The sequence below is a fragment of the Pseudomonas sp. GW704-F2 genome, from assembly GCF_059423025.1.
Genome location: NZ_JBWKXO010000044.1, coordinates 14,157 through 30,054 on the forward strand (window position 1 = coordinate 14,157; position 15,898 = coordinate 30,054).

Genomic DNA, 15,898 nt, shown 5'->3' on the forward strand with positions numbered 1-15,898 from the left:
CGGGATCACACCAAACTGTCGGGCGTCCCCACTGCCTGGAATAACGTGCGGTCGGATAGCTTGGTCTGCAGCCCAATCAATATTTGCTCAAGCTCTACCCGGGCCTCTGCCTGGAGCCCCAGGCACATACCGATTCCGTCCGCATCCGTACTGAGTCGGGATGACATCGAGATCTTATAGTCGCCGGCACCTGCATTATCCATTTTATAGGCATGAAGATGCATTGAGTCGCCAATCAATGCCGGTGTTTCAAGATGGTCGAATTTAAATTCCTTGGTCATGTAGCTCAGCAGCTTGTCCTGGACCACCAACACCAGCTTCTTGTTGAGGTGTTCAAATGTCTGCACTTTGTGGTGCATTTGAACCAAGATGGTTTTTGCGGTCATTTTCCAGTTCATGCCGAAGGTTTTATTGGACTCTTCAGCACTGTCCGACCTGGAAATCCCTAGCGTTTCCAGCATTCTCTGGCGTTCTGGCCAGACCGTTCCGGTCGTATCGAGGGTCTGCAGCTCGATGCCAACGAAGTCCTTCACCTTTCCATCTTTTACCGACACCAAGAAATAATCGACACTTCCCCCCGGGATCGACACTTCGGGGATGATGTGAAGCTCGTTCCCCGGTTCATGGGTCGTCAATAGATGAAAACAGTCGGTAAAAATCTGCCGGCGCTCGATTAGCCGGACAGGACAGATGATTACCGGTTCCGGCACTTTTCCGTACAGCACGCTGCACGTACCGATAGAAATGTCGGGGTTGGACTTCCTGACTTTGTAGCAACGCTTGTTGGTATAGGCGCAGCGTTGAGCGCCAATCACGCCTTGCCAGTCGACGGCGCGATTATGCGTACCCTTCCCGAACAACTCTATTATTTTGCTCATAACAGCGTATTGCACCTGTCTTTGGTCATCTCAAGATACTGCTCGGAGATATCTATCCCGATCGACTTCAAGCCTAAGCGTTGCGCCGCGACCATCGTTGTTCCCGTACCGCAGAAAGGGTCGATTGCAATACCGCCTGGTGGGCAGGTCGCCAATAAAGGTATACGGCACAGGTCGACCGGATAGGGGGCAAAGTGGGTTTCCCGGCCCTGCGAATCTTCCGGGAGAATGTCCCAGACGTCAGACGGTTTACTCCCCTTCGGGTGGTATTTAAGAAAGTAATAACCTTTATCCCTGAGTTCCTTCGCTCGTCCCGATACTTTTTCACTGTCGGAGTGCGTCGCTCTTTGCTGGCCACGAATGATCATCCGGAAGTCTGATACTTTACCGCAAGACAAATCTGCGAGGATGCCGGCCAGGGCGGCATGTGCGGATAATTTTTCTGCGTCGCTCAACGCGGTCGACAACTCGATCTGGCGCTTGTAACGCACGCCCGAAACGCCCGTGGCGGAAACTATCGAGCCATTCACCACTTTGGATTCTCTGGGCTTGGACCGGACGGCATCAGCATTGTAATAATAGTTTTTTGACTGCTTCACAAAGTGAAACAAGTTCTCATGAACATTGCCAAGCCGGTCTTTGGTGTTGTCCATGCCGCCTTTCAGTTTGTTCCATATGATGCTGTTTCGAAGTATCCAGCCTTGATTGTCGGTAAGCTCGAAAACCACTCGCCAAGGAATCCCGAGCAGCCCCTTACCGCTATAAGAATCACCGAGATTGAGCCAGAACGACCCCGTCGACTTCAGCACGCGCTTGAGTTCCAGAAACACAGCGCAAAGATCTGCTACGAAATCCCGATAGTCTTTTTCCAGGCCTATCCCGCCGTTTTGATATTCCCGCTTCCCCCAGTACGGCGGCGACGTCATTGCAAAATCAACCGACTCGTCCGGCAGCGACTTCAATACGTCGAGGCAATCCCCGTTCAGAAGGAGGGGGCGTGTAGAAGATGACTGGCCGTACTTCAGAAGTGCAGAAGAAAAATCATTCTGGACGATGGTCGAAGGTTCAAACGCGTCTTTCTCCTGCGCAGAAAATAGTGCGGGGTCGTTAAGTTCTGTGTAGGTCATGAGGTGTCCAAACGGGAACGGCGGTAATGGCTACAGGATGGCCTTCTAACGCTGTCCTGATCAGACCCGGATGGTACAGAGCCTGAGGAAAGCCGGGCAAGCCAAACCGTACTGAAGGGACAGACGTTGAGCCGCGGGGTGTCGACTCCCAGGGCTCGGTCAATTCGGTCGCCTTGCGATGGCGCAGAGCGACCTCATCGGATCAGCAAAGCTGCACCACTCTCTTTCGCTTCGCCTTTAGCCCCCGACCTCTCCTGCTAGCGACGAACGCAGATCGGTGCTGACATACACTTATTGTTTTTATATACTATAATTTAACAAACTGACCAGTTAGTGATCAATCGTATGCTCGAATCAGATCTCCAGCGGCTTCACGCCAACGCCGATGCTGCCAGCCAATTCCTCAAGGCTCTGGCCAATCCGGATCGCTTGATCCTGCTCTGCCAGCTATCCCAAGGCGAGCGCAATGTCGGCGATCTGGAGTCGCTGCTCGGGATACAACAACCGACGCTTTCTCAGCAGTTGGCGGTGCTGCGCCGCGAAGGCCTGGTGGATACGCGCCGAGAAGGAAAGCAGGTGTTCTATCGCATCAGCAGCCCGGCGGCATTGGCAGTCATCCAAACCTTGTATCAACAATTTTGCGCTGGAGAAGCCTCATGAATATCGACTGGCTCAACTTCACTCCCTGGTCATCCCTTGCAGGCGGCGCATTGATTGGCCTGGCGGCCAGCCTTTTCGTCGTCGCCAACGGGCGTATCGCCGGCATCAGCGGTTTGATCGGCAGTCTTTTACAACGGGGCAGCGAAGGTGCGGGTGAGAAAGCGCTGTTTCTCCTCGGCCTGCTCGTCGCGCCGCTTCTATGGGGCTTGTTCGCCGCGCTGCCGCCGATTGAATTCCAGAGCGGCGGGGTCGGGCTGATCGTCGCCGGGGTATTGGTGGGTATCGGTACACGCTACGGTTCAGGTTGCACCAGCGGCCACGGCGTGTGCGGCATATCGCGCCTTTCGCCGCGATCGATGGTCGCCACTGCCTGCTTTATGTTCAGCGGTTTCCTTAGCGTATTTGTCCTGCGTCATCTGCTGGGAGCCTGGATATGAACAAACTGACCGCATTCATTGCTGGCCTGCTGTTCGGCCTGGGACTGCTGCTGGCAGGCATGGCCAACCCGAGCAAAGTATTGGCTTTCCTGGATCTGGCCGGTGCCTGGGACCCTTCCCTCGCGCTGGTCATGATCGGGGCGATTGGCGTCGCCATTGGCCCGCTGACCTGGGCGCGCCACCAATCCCGCTCGCTGCTGGGAAAGCCAATGCAACTGCCGACCAAGCGTGAGTTGGACCCGCGCCTGATCGGCGGCAGCCTGCTGTTCGGCATCGGCTGGGGAATAGCAGGCATCTGTCCAGGCCCTGCGGTGGCAATTCTGCTGACAGGACGCTGGCAAGCAATCGTGTTCATGTTGGCCATGCTGGCCGGCATGTTGTTGTTTACTGCGCTGGAGACCCGGCGCAACCACTGATCGGGAGATCGTCATGAAAGCGAACCTTGGAACCATTGACCGTAGCCTGCGCATTGTCGTCGGCCTGGTTCTCATTGGCCTCAGTCTGTCGGGCGTGATCGGCTGGTGGGGCTGGATCGGCTTAGTGCCACTGGCTACCGGTATTTTCCGTTTCTGCCCTTTGTACAGGTTGCTAGGCATCCAAACCTGTAACCGTTGCTGAGCAAAAAAACCCATAGCGTTCACGTGTACGAGGGCATTGGCGCAGCCGATTTTGTGGCTATGCGCCAAGCACGGGACGCTACGCTTGGCATATGTGCGTTGATCCCAACAGCTGGATCTATCAACGGACACGTCAAGTGGTTTCGTTTAAAGCTATTCTGCGCGGCGTCGTTTCAAAAGCTGTGTGAACAAGGAAATCTCAATGTCCGACCTGAACGATCCGCGCGTGTTCTTTGCCGCCGAGCGCACGTTGCTGGCATGGAACCGAACCAGCCTTTCGCTGATGGCATTTGGCTTTGTGATTGAACGATCCGGGCTACTGCTCCAGATGCTGAAACCGGACGCTTCGGGCTCTCCCGGAAAACATTTTTCATTCTGGATCGGGCTGACCTTTCTGATGCTGGGCTCCTGGGTTGCCTGCTGGTCATCCTGGCAATACAAAAAGGTGGTCAAGACCCTCAAACCCGTTGAGATCCCCCTTGGCTACAGCGTCAATACCGGCCCTGGCATTAATGTCATTACTGCAATTCTTGGCGTTTTGCTCATGGCCTATTTGTTCATGATGTGAGCAAGACTGGCCTGCGTGAGTTCACTCGACCTCCTCGATGGGCGATAGACGCGTGCAGTCGAGCATCTCTCGACGAGCAAACGAACGAGTGTGACCCTGGCTCACCTTTGGACCCTGATTAAGTGGGTCGCCCATTCAAAAACAAAAAAGCCCCGCCGGAGCAATACCCGGCGGGGCTTTTTTGTTGGCCTTGTCTGTTGCACACCGCTGTCACGGGGAAAAATGAGCTGGCAGTGGATCGGCGCGAGAGGCTTTATTTGTATGGTGTCCCAGGGCAGGTTCGAACTGCCAACCTTCCCCTTAGGAGGGGGATGCTCTATCCAATTGAGCTACTGGGACAAATGACAACCATCGGGCCAACGGCGCTGCGACGGACGGCGTGCATGTTAACGGCCGAGGTGGGTTTTGTCATGTCGTCCGTGGGCTTTTTGAGTGTAAGCCAATGCTTGCGCCACGGATCACGGTTTCGCCCAGCAAACCCGGGCATCCGAGGCCATCGTGCAAAATGCACTACACCAAAATGCCAGCATTGCAAATTGCAACCCGAGCGCTGTTTAGATTAAACTCAAACCATTGATTTTATTGAAATAAAACATTGGCACGGCATCTGCAATACTTCTCCTACAAAACCATTCGGCTGGACCCGTTGCGGAGAAGATGACGATGAACAGCACCCTTCTGTTGGCTCTCAATACCGTCGCCCTGGCCGCACTGGTGATGTTTCATTTTCAGTCGAACGGTAGCGATGACACCGCGCAGATCCGCCAGCCCGTGCCGCATCATCTGCAACAACGTCCGCAATTGGCGGTGATGACGGCCAACCCGCAATCGCCCGTGCGCCTGGCCCAAAGCATTCAGGCCGCGCCCGCAACTGAACACTGGGTTTTCTGAGGAAGCCTTCCATGTCCAAAGCCGCCTGGCTGTTTTTGTGCCTGACCGTCGTGACTGCCGTGCTGGGCATGTCTACCTCGTCCCAGGACGCTCGCACCACCGCGCTCATCACCAGTACTGTGTTCGGCAGCTTCCTGCTGTTGACGCTGATCGTCGGCCGCCGAATCAGATTCGACCCCGTGCTGCGCTGATTTTCGCTCGCCGGCACACCTACCTTATGTCGCCTCGCACTAGTAAATCGGCAAATTGCCACTAGTCTTAAAAACAAGGGCAAAAGGCCATATCACGATACGATATGCGCCCCAAACCCCTTGGCAGCAACGGCTTGCGGGACGATGAATTGTGACGATCACTCGCAAAAAAGTTTTCCAACCAGTCCGCAAAAAAGCAAATCAGTACTGGCATAAAGCCTTTAGGCAGTTCAATATTTGTCACAGAATTGACGCCAAGGAACCGGCAAAACTGAGGCATGATGCGGCCTCTTTGCAATTCAGGTTGAACTTTGGTCGTGAGCCTTGTCTTAACACTCATCTTGCGGCCAATTCCAATAACCGCTCCCCTGAACTAACCGGTTAAATATATGCGCCCATTGAAACAGGCAATTTATTCCAGCCGCACGGCTGACAAGTTCGTCGTACGTCTGCCAGACGGAATGCGGGAACGCATTGCCGAGGTGGCTCGCAATCATCACCGCAGCATGAACTCCGAAATCATCGCGCGCCTGGAGCAGAGCCTCATTCAGGAAGGTGCGTTGGGCGAAGAGCTAAGCATGCGCCTGGACAGCCCTGAGCTGTCACTGCACGAACGCGAACTGCTGCAGCGTTTTCGTCAGCTCTCTCACCGCCAGCAAAATGCCCTTGTCTCGCTTATTGCGCACGACGTTGAGGCGGCCGCAGAAGCCGAATGATCTGTTCCTGAAAGCCGAAGCCAGCCATGTGCTGGCTTTTTTTTGCGCGCAATTCGGGAAGGCGGTACTGGGCGGGGGCTGGGTTGCCCCCGCCGCGAGGGGTTAGAGCAGGAAGATCGTCGCCAGGCCAAGGAAGATGAAGAAGCCGCCGCTGTCGGTCATGGCGGTAATCATCACACTGGCGCCCATGGCTGGGTCGCGCCCAAGGCGTGCCAGGGTCATGGGGATCAGCACCCCCATCAAGGCCGCCAACAGCAGGTTGAGGGTCATGGCGGCAGTCATGACCACCCCCAGCGACCAACTGTCGTACAGCAAGTAGGCCACGATCCCGATCACCCCGCCCCACACCACGCCATTGATCAGCGCCACCGCCAATTCCTTGCGCATCAGGCGCGAGGTGTTGCCGGTATTGACCTGGTCGAGCGCCATGGCGCGCACGATCATGGTAATGGTCTGGTTGCCGGAGTTACCGCCGATCCCGGCAACGATTGGCATCAACGCCGCCAGTGCCACCAGCTTTTCGATCGAACCTTCGAACAGCCCGATCACCCGCGAAGCGATGAACGCGGTGATCAGGTTTACGGCCAGCCACGCCCAGCGGTTACGCAGGGAGCGCCAGACCGAGGCAAAAATATCTTCCTCTTCACGCAGACCCGCCATGTTGAGGACTTCGGTTTCACTTTCTTCACGGATCAGGTCGACCATTTCATCGATGGTCAGACGGCCGATCAGCTTGCCGTTCTTGTCGACCACCGGGGCCGAGATCAAGTCGTAACGTTCGAAGGCCTGGGCGGCGTCGTAGGCGTCTTCATCCGGATGGAAACCCACCGGATCGCTGGCCATCACGTCCGCAACCTTCTTCTCCGGGTCGTTGACCAGCAGGCGCTTGATCGGCAGCACGCCCTTGAGAATGCCTTCGTAGTCGACCACGAACAGCTTGTCGGTGTGCCCTGGCAGCTCTTTCAGGCGGCGCAGGTAACGCAGTACCACTTCCAGGCTGACGTCTTCGCGGATGGTGACCATCTCGAAGTCCATCAGGGCGCCGACCTGATCCTCGTCATAGGACAGCGCGGAGCGCACGCGCTCACGCTGCTGACTGTCAAGGGCTTCCATCAGCTCATGGACAACATCACGGGGCAGTTCGGGGGCCAGGTCGGCCAGTTCGTCGGCGTCCATCTCCCGGGCCGCGGCCAGGAGCTCGTGATCATCCATGTCGGCGATCAGGGTTTCACGGACGGAGTCGGATACTTCGAGCAGGATGTCGCCGTCGCGGTCGGCCTTGACCAACTGCCAGAGGGTCAGTCGATCATCCAGCGGCAAGGCTTCAAGGATATAAGCGACGTCGGCGGAGTGCAGATCATCGAGCTTGCGTTGCAACTCGACGAGATTTTGCCGATGAACCAGGTTTTCGACGCGGTCGTGGTGCGGACCTTCCTGGCGGTGCGTGAGCTCTTCGACCACGCGCTGGCGCTGCAGCAGCTCAATGACTTGAGCCAGGCGATCCTGCAGGCTTTCTTGTGTTTTCTTTACTTCTACTTCGGTCATAGGCGAACTCCACTCCCAGCAGCGGGGCACGCCGGAAGGATCAATCAGTCAATTCATGATTGGTAAAACGGGGTACTGAGTAACTACTGGGTAAGTCCATGGAGGTGTTCCACAAGCCCCGGCGGGGCTGACGGGCGCAATGATACACCGCCCGCCGCTTTTAACGTCAAAAAACTGGTAAGAACAAGCGCTTGCGCGCCAAAGCTGAGAATTGGCCGCATCTATGAATTGCGACGCTGCCACGCGAATAGAAAACACATGGCGCGGGAAGAAAAGGTTAAATCCTACAAACCCCAGACGGCAAAAAGCCCGCACTAGGCGGGCTTTTTGTTTGTATGGTGCACTCGACAGGATTCGAACCTGTGACCGCTCGGTTCGTAGCCGAGTACTCTATCCAGCTGAGCTACGAGTGCATTTGTTGCCGCGCATTATAGGCCGTTCAATCTCTATGTAAAGCGATTTTTTCGATTAATTTCAACAACTTATCGATAAATCCAGATTGCAACGTACTAAGCAAATAATGGCGGAGAACGGGGGATTCGAACCCCCGACACCCTTTTGAGGTGTACTCCCTTAGCAGGGGAGCGCCTTCGGCCACTCGGCCAGCTCTCCGCAACACGGGGCGTATATTAACCACGTTCATCCCCGTTTGCAAACATAAAAAACGATAAAAATTAAAGGCTTGGTTCTTCGTCCTTCTCTTTCTTGATCCGCAGATAGATTTCCTCGCGGTGAACCGCTACCTCTTTCGGAGCATTTACCCCAATACGCACTTGATTGCCTTTGACGCCGAGCACGGTCACGGTGATTTCTCCATCACCAATAATCAGGCTTTCTGCGCAACGACGAGTCAGAATCAACATACCTTTCACCTCACGCACTTCAGTTCAGGAACAACAGTCTGCAAAAAAAGGCCTTCGACCTACGGCTCATCGGCCATAGCCCTACCAGCTAAGTATTGTCGAGCCCACGCAAAACAACATGCGCCCTACAAAAAAATGAAAGGCGCGGTAAACCGCGCCTTCCTGGCCTTGCATCACTCGCCCTGTCGGGCCGGAGCGTCCAGCTCAAAAGCGGTATGCAGTGCGCGTACAGCCAGTTCCAGGTACTTCTCTTCGATCACCACCGAGACTTTGATTTCCGAGGTGGAGATCATCTGGATGTTGATGCTTTCCTTGGCCAGGGCCTCGAACATGCGGCTGGCAACGCCGGCATGGGAACGCATGCCCACACCCACGATCGACACCTTGGCGATCTTGGTATCGCCGACCACTTCACGCGCGCCAATCCCGCTCGCAGTGTTCTGCAGGATACGCTCGGCCGCTTCGTACTCGTTGCGGTGAACGGTGAAGGTGAAATCGGTGGTGTTATCGTGCGAAACGTTCTGCACGATCATGTCGACTTCAATGTTCGCGCCACTGATCGGGCCGAGGATCTTGAATGCCACGCCCGGGGTGTCTGGCACGCCACGGATCGTCAGCTTGGCTTCATCGCGGTTGAAAGCGATGCCGGAAATGATCGGCTGTTCCATGGATTCCTCTTCATCAATAGTAATGAGGGTGCCCGGACCCTCTTTGAAGCTGTGCAATACGCGCAGCGGAACGTTGTACTTGCCGGCGAATTCAACCGCACGGATCTGCAACACCTTGGAACCGAGGCTGGCCATTTCCAGCATCTCTTCGAAGGTGATCTTGTCCAGGCGCTGGGCCACGGATACCACGCGCGGATCGGTGGTGTAGACGCCATCCACATCGGTGTAGATCTGGCATTCGTCAGCCTTGAGCGCGGCCGCCAGGGCCACACCGGTGGTGTCCGAACCGCCACGCCCGAGGGTGGTGATATTGCCGTGCTCGTCGACGCCCTGGAAACCGGCGACGACTACCACACGACCGGCCTTCAGATCAGCGCGAATCTTCTGATCGTCGATCTGCAGGATGCGCGCCTTGGTGTGCGCGCTGTCGGTGAGGATACGCACCTGACTGCCAGTGTAGGACACTGCCGGCACACCGCGCTTGTTCAGCGCCATGGCCAGCAGGCCAATGGTCACCTGCTCGCCGGTGGACACGATCACATCCAGCTCACGCGGCAGCGGTTGTTGATCGCCGCTGATAGCCTTGGCCAGTTCGATCAGGCGATTGGTTTCGCCGCTCATGGCCGACAGCACCACGACGAGGTCGTCGCCGGCATCGCGGAATTTCTTAACCTTGTCGGCGACCTGCTCGATTCTTTCGACAGAGCCGACCGAGGTGCCTCCAAATTTCTGTACGATCAAAGCCATTTCTAAGCCGCCTCAGCCCGTAAAGGGGCGCCCAATAAACCAATCTTCCAGCAACCGAGCGAGCCCGCGACTAGACCACGGGCTCATTCACAGCGCCTTAAATGCCAGCCTCGACAAACGGCACGGTCAGGGCCAGGGCCGCGTCCAGGGCACCGGCGTCTACACCACCGCCTTGTGCCATGTCCGGACGACCACCGCCCTTCCCGCCCACTGCCGCAGCGGCTTGTTTCATCAAATCACCGGCTTTGAGTTGGCCAGTCAGGTCTTTGGTTACACCGGCAACCAGAACGACCTTATCCTCATGGACACTGCCGAGCAGGATCACTGCGCGGCCGAGCTTGTTCTTCAACTGATCGACCAAGGCCAACAACGCCTTGCCGTCCTGGCCGTCCAGGCGCGCCGCCAGGACGTTCACGCCCTTGACGTCCTGGGCGGAAGCCGACAGATCGTCGCCTGCCGCGCTGGCCGCCTTGGCCTGCAACTGTTCCAGCTGTTTCTCCAGGGCGCGGTTGCGCTCCAGCACGGCGGACAGTTTGTCGATCAGGTTGTCACGGCTGCCCTTGACCAGGCTGGCCGCTTCCTTGAGTTGCTCTTCGGCCGCATTGAGGTAGGCCAGGGCCGCAGCGCCGGTCACCGCTTCAATACGACGCACACCGGACGCCACACCGCCTTCGCTGATGATTTTCAGCAGGCCGATGTCGCCGGTACGGTTGGCGTGGATCCCACCGCACAGTTCCACCGAGAAGTTGCCGCCCATGCTCAGGACGCGCACGTTGTCGCCGTATTTCTCGCCGAACAGCGCCATGGCGCCCTTGGCCTTGGCGGTCTCGATGTCGGTTTCCTCGGTTTCCACCGGGGTGTTCTTGCGCACCTGGGCGTTGACGATGTCTTCCAGGGCCTTGATCTGCGCAGGCTTGATCGCTTCGAAGTGGCTGAAGTCGAAACGCAGGCGCTGGCTGTCGACCAACGAACCCTTCTGCTGGACGTGCTCGCCCAACACCTGGCGCAGTGCCGCGTGCAGCAAGTGGGTGGCCGAGTGGTTCAGCGCAGTGGCGTGGCGCACGTCGGCGTCCACCTGGGCGTCCACCGGCGAACCGACGATCAGGCTGCCCGACGCCAATACGCCGTGGTGCAGGAATGCGCCGCCGGTCTTGGTGGTATCACGCACATCGAAACGACCGGAAGACGCCTTGAGGAAACCGCAGTCGCCGATCTGTCCACCGGATTCGGCATAGAACGGCGTCCGGTCCAGGACCACCACGCCGTCATCGCCTTCATTCAGGACGTCGACCGACTGGCCGTCTTTATACAGCGCGATCACTTTGGCCGAACCGTGGGTGGCCGTATAGCCGGTGAACTCGGTGGCCACGTCAACCTTGACCAGGCTGTTGTAGTCCATGCCGAAGGAACTGGCGGAACGGGCGCGCACGCGCTGGGCTTCCATCTCGCATTCGAAACCTTCCTCGTCGAGGGTCAGGTTGCGCTCACGGGCGATGTCGCCGGTCAGGTCCATCGGGAAACCGTAGGTGTCGTAGAGTTTGAACACCACATCGCCCGGCACCACGCTGCCCTGCAGGCCGGCGAGGTCTTGCTCGAGGATTTTCAGGCCCTGTTCCAGGGTCTTGGCGAACTGCTCTTCTTCGGCCTTGAGCACGCGCTCGATGTGCGCCTGGTTCTGGGTGAGTTCCGGGAAGGCTGCGCCCATCTCGGCGACCAGCGCCGCGACGATCTGGTAGAAGAAGCTGCCGTTGGCGCCCAGCTTGTTACCGTGGCGGCAGGCGCGACGGATGATACGGCGCAGCACGTAGCCGCGGCCTTCATTGGACGGCAGCACGCCGTCGGCAATCAGGAAACCGCAGGAACGGATGTGGTCAGCCACCACTTTGAGCGATGCCTGGTCTTCATTGGCACAACCGATAGCCTTGGCCGCAGCGGCCAGCAGGCTCTGGAACAGGTCGATCTCGTAGTTGGAGTGAACGTGCTGCATCACCGCACTGATCCGCTCCAGGCCCATGCCGGTATCCACCGACGGTGCCGGCAGCGGATGCAACACGCCATCGGCGGTGCGGTTGAACTGCATGAACACGTTGTTCCAGATCTCGATGTAACGGTCGCCGTCTTCTTCCGGCGAACCCGGTGGGCCGCCCCAGATATCGGCGCCGTGATCGTAGAAAATCTCGGTGCATGGGCCGCACGGGCCGGTGTCGCCCATGGTCCAGAAGTTGTCGGAGGCGTAAGGCGCGCCCTTGTTGTCGCCGATACGCACCATGCGCTCAGGCGGCACGCCGACTTGCTGGGTCCAGATGTCGTAGGCCTCGTCATCGCTGGCGTAGACGGTGACCCAGAGCTTTTCCTTCGGCAGTTTCAGCACGCCAGTGAGGAAGGTCCAGGCGAAGTTGATCGCGTCTTTCTTGAAATAGTCGCCAAAGCTGAAGTTGCCGAGCATTTCGAAAAACGTGTGGTGACGGGCGGTGTAGCCGACGTTTTCCAGGTCGTTGTGCTTGCCACCGGCGCGCACGCATTTCTGGCTGCTGACCGCGCGGGTATAGGCGCGCTTTTCCTGGCCCAGGAAGCAGTCCTTGAACTGGTTCATCCCCGCGTTGGTGAACAGCAGGGTGGGGTCATTGCCTGGGATCAAGGAGCTGGAGGCGACACGGGTGTGGCCTTGCTCTTCGAAGAAGCGAAGGAAGGCTTCACGGATTTCTGCGCTTTTCATTAGGTTCTTCCACGGAGTCTGAGGCCAAAGGCCAGTGCGCAACATCATCAGACGGAGCGACGGCAAAGGGCCGCATTATATCGGCCCTTTGCCGGTGGTACAGCGTGTTTATGTGATAGAAACAGTCAATTAGACAGTCTGCACGGTCATTTCCGAGAAAACTCGACGAATGCCTGCACCACTTGCTCGATCTGCGCACGACTCACGTCCAGGTGCGTGACCATGCGCAGGCGCGGTGCGGCGCTCAACTTGATGCCGCGCTCGGCGGCAAACGTCTTCAGGGCCTGCGCCCGGTCGCCGAGCTGCACGTAGACCATGTTGGTCTGCACCGGCTCCACCGCATACCCGGCCTTGCGCAGTTCATCCCCCAGCCATTGGGCGTTGGCGTGGTCGTCGGCCAGGCGCTGCACCTGATGGTCAAGGGCATACAGCCCCGCCGCCGCCAGGGAACCGGCCTGGCGCATGCCGCCGCCGACCATCTTGCGCAAACGCCGCGCCTTGGCGATCAGCGCCGTGGAGCCGCACAACACCGAGCCAATCGGCGCGCCCAGGCCCTTGGACAGGCACACCGACACCGAATCGAAATGCTGGGTGATCTCCCGCGCGTCCACGTCGAGCCTGACCGCCGCGTTGTAGAGCCGCGCGCCGTCCAGGTGCAGGGCCAGGCCATGTTCACGGGTAAACGCACGTGCCCTGGCCAGGTACTCCAGCGGCAACACCTTGCCCTGCATGGTGTTCTCCAGCGCCAACAGGCGGGTGCGGGCGAAGTGGAAATCATCGGGCTTGATCGCTTCCAGCACCTGATCCAGGTCCAGGGAACCGTCCGCCTGCACTTCCAGTGGTTGCGGTTGGATCGAACCCAGCACCGCCGCGCCGCCGCCTTCGTACTTATAGGTGTGGGCCTGCTGACCGACGATGTATTCCTCGCCACGCTCACAGTGGGCCATCAACGCCAGCAGGTTGCTCATGGTGCCGGTGGGCACGAACAACGCCGCGGCGAACCCCAGGCGCTTGGCCAGTTCGGCCTCCAGGCGATTGACGCTAGGGTCTTCGCCATACACGTCATCGCCGCTGACGGCGCTGGCCATCGCATCGAGCATGCCGGGGGTGGGCTGGGTCACGGTGTCGCTGCGCAGGTCTATCACGGTCATCAAACTGGCCTCTGATGGGTTGGGCGTTTTTTCGTACTGATGATTACTGCGGGTAAAGCCACGGAATATCAAGCCCTATGCTGCGTCAATCGAATATCAATCAAACAAACCGATATAGGCTATCGATACGGCAATCGTGCAGTTTCTGAAAAACCATGTTAAAAACTCTCCGCCGCCAGGGTTCTGGCGGCAACGTTCTCAGGGCGGGGTGCAATTCCCCACCGGCGGTAATTGCGCGCAATGTGCATAGCCCGCGAGCGCTTGGCGCCTCGAACTGCTCCGGCAGGACGGCGACAAGGTCAGCAGACCCGGTGTGATCCCGGGGCCGACGGTCATAGTCCGGATGAAGAGAGAACGGGATTGGCGCAAAAGGGCCGCGCGCTGAGTTCATGCCTGCATGACCCAGCTGTTCGTACCCTTAAATCCCATTCGATTCATAACGCCCTGTTTTTTTCTTAAACAGGAGTCAGAACATGCAACCCACCGCAATCGACAGCAAAAGCAAAAACCATCACGGCGAGCGCGTCGCGTTTATCCAGGCCTGCTGGCACAAGGATATTGTCGACCAATCGCGCAAAGGCTTCCTCAGCGAAATGATCGCCCTGGGTTACCAGGAATCGGACATCGATTTCTTCGAAGTCGGCGGCGCCTTTGAAATGCCCCTGCACGCCAAACTGCTGGCCAAGACCGGCCGTTACGCCGGCATCGTCGCCGCAGCCCTGGTGGTGGACGGCGGCATCTACCGCCATGAATTCGTCGCCCAATCGGTGGTCAGCGGCCTGATGCAGGTTCAGCTGGAAACCGAAGTGCCGGTGTTCTCGGTGTCTCTGACCCCGCACCACTTCCACGCCGGCAGCGAGCACCACGCCTTCTTCCATGATCACTTCGTACACAAAGGCCAGGAAGCGGCGCGTACCTGTGCCGACACCTTGCACAAGGTGCGTGCGATCCGCCGCAGCGAGCCGCGTGCGGTAGCAGTTTAAGCAACACCGCAACACAAAATGTGGGAGGGGGCTTGCCCCCGATGGCGGTCTGTCAGTTAAAAATTTTCTGACAGTTACACCGCAATCGGGGGCAAGCCCCCTCCCACATTTGGATCCGGTTAAGGCTGAGATCTATGCCAGCCCGGCGTCCGTGGTCGGCACGATCAATATCCCTGCGCGCAAGCCATTCTTCACCTTCGGGTTCGGGAAGATGATGCGTGCGCCCTCCTCCTCGATCACCCAGCGGGTCTTGGCGACGTCTTCGGCGAGCAGATAGCCCTGGGCCAACGGCGAAAAGTTTTCCACGTCCGCCGGCAGGTGCAACAGGAATGCATCGCTGTGCTTGATGACTTCGCGGGACACGGCAAACAGCTGCAGGCCATCCAGGCTGCCAGTGTCCGGCTCGGTACCTTCGATGATCTGCGTCAGCCGGGTTTCCAGGCGCGACACGTCCACATCCTGGTTCTGCCCGAACGGCCGCGCCTTGCCCAATTCCAGGGTAAAGGCCTCGGCGCCCAGTTGTTCATAGGTAAAGGCGGAGAAGGTGATCGAAGCTTTGTTCTGCAGCAGCACCGCCTGCATACCGGCGGCGCGCAAGCGGGCCAGTTCGTGGCGCGAATGCTGGCGCCCGTCCTTCCACGGGTAGAGGGCGAACTGCTCGACCTTCGAACCGCGAATGGCGGTGTGCAGGTCGTAATGCAAGCGCGAGCGGCCAGGCAGGCTGAAGAAGCTGCGGGCCAATTGTTCCAGCTCGGCGGCGCGCATGGCTTCAGGGCCGATATTTTTTTCGTGACGGCCGTTGAACAGGCGGTTGACGTCCAGTTCGAGGTAACGCTCGCCGCGGCGCATGGCCTCGGGGTTGCCGAACAGGAACAGAATACGGGTGCGGGGTTTGATCTGCCCACGGGCGATGCCATGCAACAGGCGGTCGAGCAATTCGATCGGCGCGGTCTCGTTGCCGTGGATGCCGGACGACAGCAGCACATCGCTGCCGTTGTCCCGCGCTTGCGGCGGGCGCACTTCAAGCGCGCCTTCGCTGAGCCAGCGCATCTGCACGCCGTCGACAGTCAGTTGAATTTTTTGCGCCGGTTCACGACCGGCGAGGGTCAGTTCAAGGAGTTTGCCGAGGGCGAGCATAAG

General features: G+C 58.3%; 17 protein-coding genes, 3 tRNA genes and 1 riboswitch. Of the genes, 9 read left to right on the forward strand and 11 right to left on the reverse strand.

The window, feature by feature from the left end:
• Window positions 1-5: 5 nt before the first annotated feature.
• Both AC07W0_RS26130 and AC07W0_RS26135 read right to left on the reverse strand, forming a co-directional pair.
• Entirely contained in the window at window positions 6-878 is an 873-nt protein-coding gene (locus tag AC07W0_RS26130; protein ID WP_102618536.1) for a NotI family restriction endonuclease, read from the reverse strand.
• Window positions 875-2,005 carry a DNA-methyltransferase gene (locus AC07W0_RS26135; RefSeq protein WP_102618535.1) on the reverse strand — a complete coding sequence of 377 codons (1,131 nt, stop codon included), beginning with the start codon at window positions 2,003-2,005 and terminating at the stop codon, window positions 875-877. Before AC07W0_RS26135 ends, AC07W0_RS26130 begins: the two co-directional genes overlap by 4 nt.
• 345 nt (window positions 2,006-2,350) lie before the next feature.
• On the opposite strand from AC07W0_RS26135, the gene AC07W0_RS26140 reads away from it, so the two are divergent.
• From AC07W0_RS26140 to AC07W0_RS26160, 5 genes are all read left to right on the forward strand, one after another.
• A complete protein-coding gene (locus AC07W0_RS26140; protein WP_017849184.1) occupies window positions 2,351-2,665 on the forward strand; it encodes an ArsR/SmtB family transcription factor in 315 nt (104 codons plus the stop codon).
• Entirely contained in the window at window positions 2,662-3,102 is a 441-nt protein-coding gene (locus AC07W0_RS26145; protein ID WP_017849185.1) for a YeeE/YedE family protein, read from the forward strand. Before AC07W0_RS26140 ends, AC07W0_RS26145 begins: the two co-directional genes overlap by 4 nt.
• Window positions 3,099-3,518 carry a DUF6691 family protein gene (locus AC07W0_RS26150; RefSeq protein ID WP_017849186.1) on the forward strand — a complete coding sequence of 140 codons (420 nt, stop codon included), beginning with the start codon at window positions 3,099-3,101 and terminating at the stop codon, window positions 3,516-3,518. Before AC07W0_RS26145 ends, AC07W0_RS26150 begins: the two co-directional genes overlap by 4 nt.
• Before the next feature lie 13 nt (window positions 3,519-3,531).
• Window positions 3,532-3,720 carry a YgaP family membrane protein gene (locus tag AC07W0_RS26155; protein ID WP_017849187.1) on the forward strand — a complete coding sequence of 63 codons (189 nt, stop codon included), beginning with the start codon at window positions 3,532-3,534 and terminating at the stop codon, window positions 3,718-3,720.
• A 201-nt stretch (window positions 3,721-3,921) separates the two neighbouring features.
• Window positions 3,922-4,287, forward strand: coding sequence for a YidH family protein (locus AC07W0_RS26160; protein ID WP_017849188.1), 366 nt, complete (start codon window positions 3,922-3,924; stop codon window positions 4,285-4,287).
• 262 nt (window positions 4,288-4,549) lie between these two features.
• Here the strand turns inward: AC07W0_RS26160 and AC07W0_RS26165 are convergent.
• A tRNA-Arg gene (locus tag AC07W0_RS26165) sits at window positions 4,550-4,626 on the reverse strand.
• Between the two features lie 324 nt (window positions 4,627-4,950).
• Here AC07W0_RS26165 and AC07W0_RS26170 point away from each other — a divergent pair.
• The 3 genes from AC07W0_RS26170 to AC07W0_RS26180 all read left to right on the forward strand — a co-directional run bounded on the left by AC07W0_RS26170 (window position 4,951) and on the right by AC07W0_RS26180 (window position 6,085).
• Window positions 4,951-5,178 (forward strand): hypothetical protein, encoded by a 228-nt coding sequence (locus tag AC07W0_RS26170; RefSeq protein ID WP_102618534.1) that lies wholly within the window; start codon window positions 4,951-4,953, stop codon window positions 5,176-5,178.
• Between the two features lie 11 nt (window positions 5,179-5,189).
• A complete protein-coding gene (locus AC07W0_RS26175; protein ID WP_046487316.1) occupies window positions 5,190-5,369 on the forward strand; it encodes a PA3371 family protein in 180 nt (59 codons plus the stop codon).
• A gap of 389 nt (window positions 5,370-5,758) precedes the next feature.
• Complete coding sequence (locus AC07W0_RS26180) at window positions 5,759-6,085, forward strand: Arc family DNA-binding protein (RefSeq protein ID WP_017849200.1); 327 nt, start codon at window positions 5,759-5,761, stop codon at window positions 6,083-6,085.
• A 102-nt stretch (window positions 6,086-6,187) separates the two neighbouring features.
• On the opposite strand, the gene mgtE is transcribed toward AC07W0_RS26180, so the two are convergent.
• From mgtE to ltaE, 7 genes are all read right to left on the reverse strand, one after another.
• On the reverse strand, window positions 6,188-7,630 hold the full coding sequence (mgtE, locus tag AC07W0_RS26185) for a magnesium transporter (protein ID WP_017849201.1): 1,443 nt from the start codon (window positions 7,628-7,630) through the stop codon (window positions 6,188-6,190).
• Between the two features lie 336 nt (window positions 7,631-7,966).
• Window positions 7,967-8,043 (reverse strand) — tRNA-Arg (locus tag AC07W0_RS26190).
• A gap of 108 nt (window positions 8,044-8,151) precedes the next feature.
• Window positions 8,152-8,242, reverse strand: a tRNA-Ser gene (locus AC07W0_RS26195).
• Window positions 8,243-8,304: 62 nt separating this feature from the next.
• On the reverse strand, window positions 8,305-8,493 hold the full coding sequence (gene csrA / locus AC07W0_RS26200; RefSeq protein ID WP_003175645.1) for a carbon storage regulator CsrA: 189 nt from the start codon (window positions 8,491-8,493) through the stop codon (window positions 8,305-8,307).
• Window positions 8,494-8,666: 173 nt separating this feature from the next.
• Window positions 8,667-9,908: an aspartate kinase gene (locus AC07W0_RS26205; RefSeq protein WP_017849202.1), complete on the reverse strand. Its 1,242-nt coding sequence runs from the start codon at window positions 9,906-9,908 to the stop codon at window positions 8,667-8,669.
• A gap of 97 nt (window positions 9,909-10,005) precedes the next feature.
• Entirely contained in the window at window positions 10,006-12,624 is a 2,619-nt protein-coding gene (alaS, locus tag AC07W0_RS26210) for an alanine--tRNA ligase (protein ID WP_102618533.1), read from the reverse strand.
• 146 nt (window positions 12,625-12,770) lie between these two features.
• Complete coding sequence (ltaE, locus tag AC07W0_RS26215) at window positions 12,771-13,775, reverse strand: low-specificity L-threonine aldolase (protein WP_079444548.1); 1,005 nt, start codon at window positions 13,773-13,775, stop codon at window positions 12,771-12,773.
• Between the two features lie 190 nt (window positions 13,776-13,965).
• Window positions 13,966-14,135: riboswitch (FMN riboswitch) on the forward strand.
• Between the two features lie 113 nt (window positions 14,136-14,248).
• Between ltaE and AC07W0_RS26220 the strand changes: the two genes are divergently transcribed.
• Complete coding sequence (locus AC07W0_RS26220; RefSeq protein ID WP_017849205.1) at window positions 14,249-14,758, forward strand: 6,7-dimethyl-8-ribityllumazine synthase; 510 nt, start codon at window positions 14,249-14,251, stop codon at window positions 14,756-14,758.
• 132 nt (window positions 14,759-14,890) lie between these two features.
• Here the strand turns inward: AC07W0_RS26220 and astE are convergent, their stop codons facing one another.
• Complete coding sequence (gene astE, locus AC07W0_RS26225) at window positions 14,891-15,895, reverse strand: succinylglutamate desuccinylase (protein ID WP_017849206.1); 1,005 nt, start codon at window positions 15,893-15,895, stop codon at window positions 14,891-14,893.
• Window positions 15,896-15,898: the final 3 nt, after the last annotated feature.

Excerpts from the sequence above, each read along its gene's own strand:
- AC07W0_RS26130 (WP_102618536.1), bottom strand. The coding sequence starts at position 878 with ATGAGCAAAATAATAGAGTTGTTCGGGAAGGGTACGCATAATCGCGCC.
- AC07W0_RS26135 (WP_102618535.1), bottom strand. The coding sequence starts at position 2,005 with ATGACCTACACAGAACTTAACGACCCCGCACTATTTTCTGCGCAGGAG.
- AC07W0_RS26140 (WP_017849184.1), top strand. The coding sequence starts at position 2,351 with ATGCTCGAATCAGATCTCCAGCGGCTTCACGCCAACGCCGATGCTGCC.
- AC07W0_RS26145 (WP_017849185.1), top strand. The coding sequence starts at position 2,662 with ATGAATATCGACTGGCTCAACTTCACTCCCTGGTCATCCCTTGCAGGC.
- AC07W0_RS26150 (WP_017849186.1), top strand. The coding sequence starts at position 3,099 with ATGAACAAACTGACCGCATTCATTGCTGGCCTGCTGTTCGGCCTGGGA.
- AC07W0_RS26155 (WP_017849187.1), top strand. The coding sequence starts at position 3,532 with ATGAAAGCGAACCTTGGAACCATTGACCGTAGCCTGCGCATTGTCGTC.
- AC07W0_RS26160 (WP_017849188.1), top strand. The coding sequence starts at position 3,922 with ATGTCCGACCTGAACGATCCGCGCGTGTTCTTTGCCGCCGAGCGCACG.
- AC07W0_RS26170 (WP_102618534.1), top strand. The coding sequence starts at position 4,951 with ATGAACAGCACCCTTCTGTTGGCTCTCAATACCGTCGCCCTGGCCGCA.
- AC07W0_RS26175 (WP_046487316.1), top strand. The coding sequence starts at position 5,190 with ATGTCCAAAGCCGCCTGGCTGTTTTTGTGCCTGACCGTCGTGACTGCC.
- AC07W0_RS26180 (WP_017849200.1), top strand. The coding sequence starts at position 5,759 with ATGCGCCCATTGAAACAGGCAATTTATTCCAGCCGCACGGCTGACAAG.
- mgtE (WP_017849201.1), bottom strand. The coding sequence starts at position 7,630 with ATGACCGAAGTAGAAGTAAAGAAAACACAAGAAAGCCTGCAGGATCGC.
- csrA (WP_003175645.1), bottom strand. The coding sequence starts at position 8,493 with ATGTTGATTCTGACTCGTCGTTGCGCAGAAAGCCTGATTATTGGTGAT.
- AC07W0_RS26205 (WP_017849202.1), bottom strand. The coding sequence starts at position 9,908 with ATGGCTTTGATCGTACAGAAATTTGGAGGCACCTCGGTCGGCTCTGTC.
- alaS (WP_102618533.1), bottom strand. The coding sequence starts at position 12,624 with ATGAAAAGCGCAGAAATCCGTGAAGCCTTCCTTCGCTTCTTCGAAGAG.
- ltaE (WP_079444548.1), bottom strand. The coding sequence starts at position 13,775 with ATGACCGTGATAGACCTGCGCAGCGACACCGTGACCCAGCCCACCCCC.
- AC07W0_RS26220 (WP_017849205.1), top strand. The coding sequence starts at position 14,249 with ATGCAACCCACCGCAATCGACAGCAAAAGCAAAAACCATCACGGCGAG.
- astE (WP_017849206.1), bottom strand. The coding sequence starts at position 15,895 with ATGCTCGCCCTCGGCAAACTCCTTGAACTGACCCTCGCCGGTCGTGAA.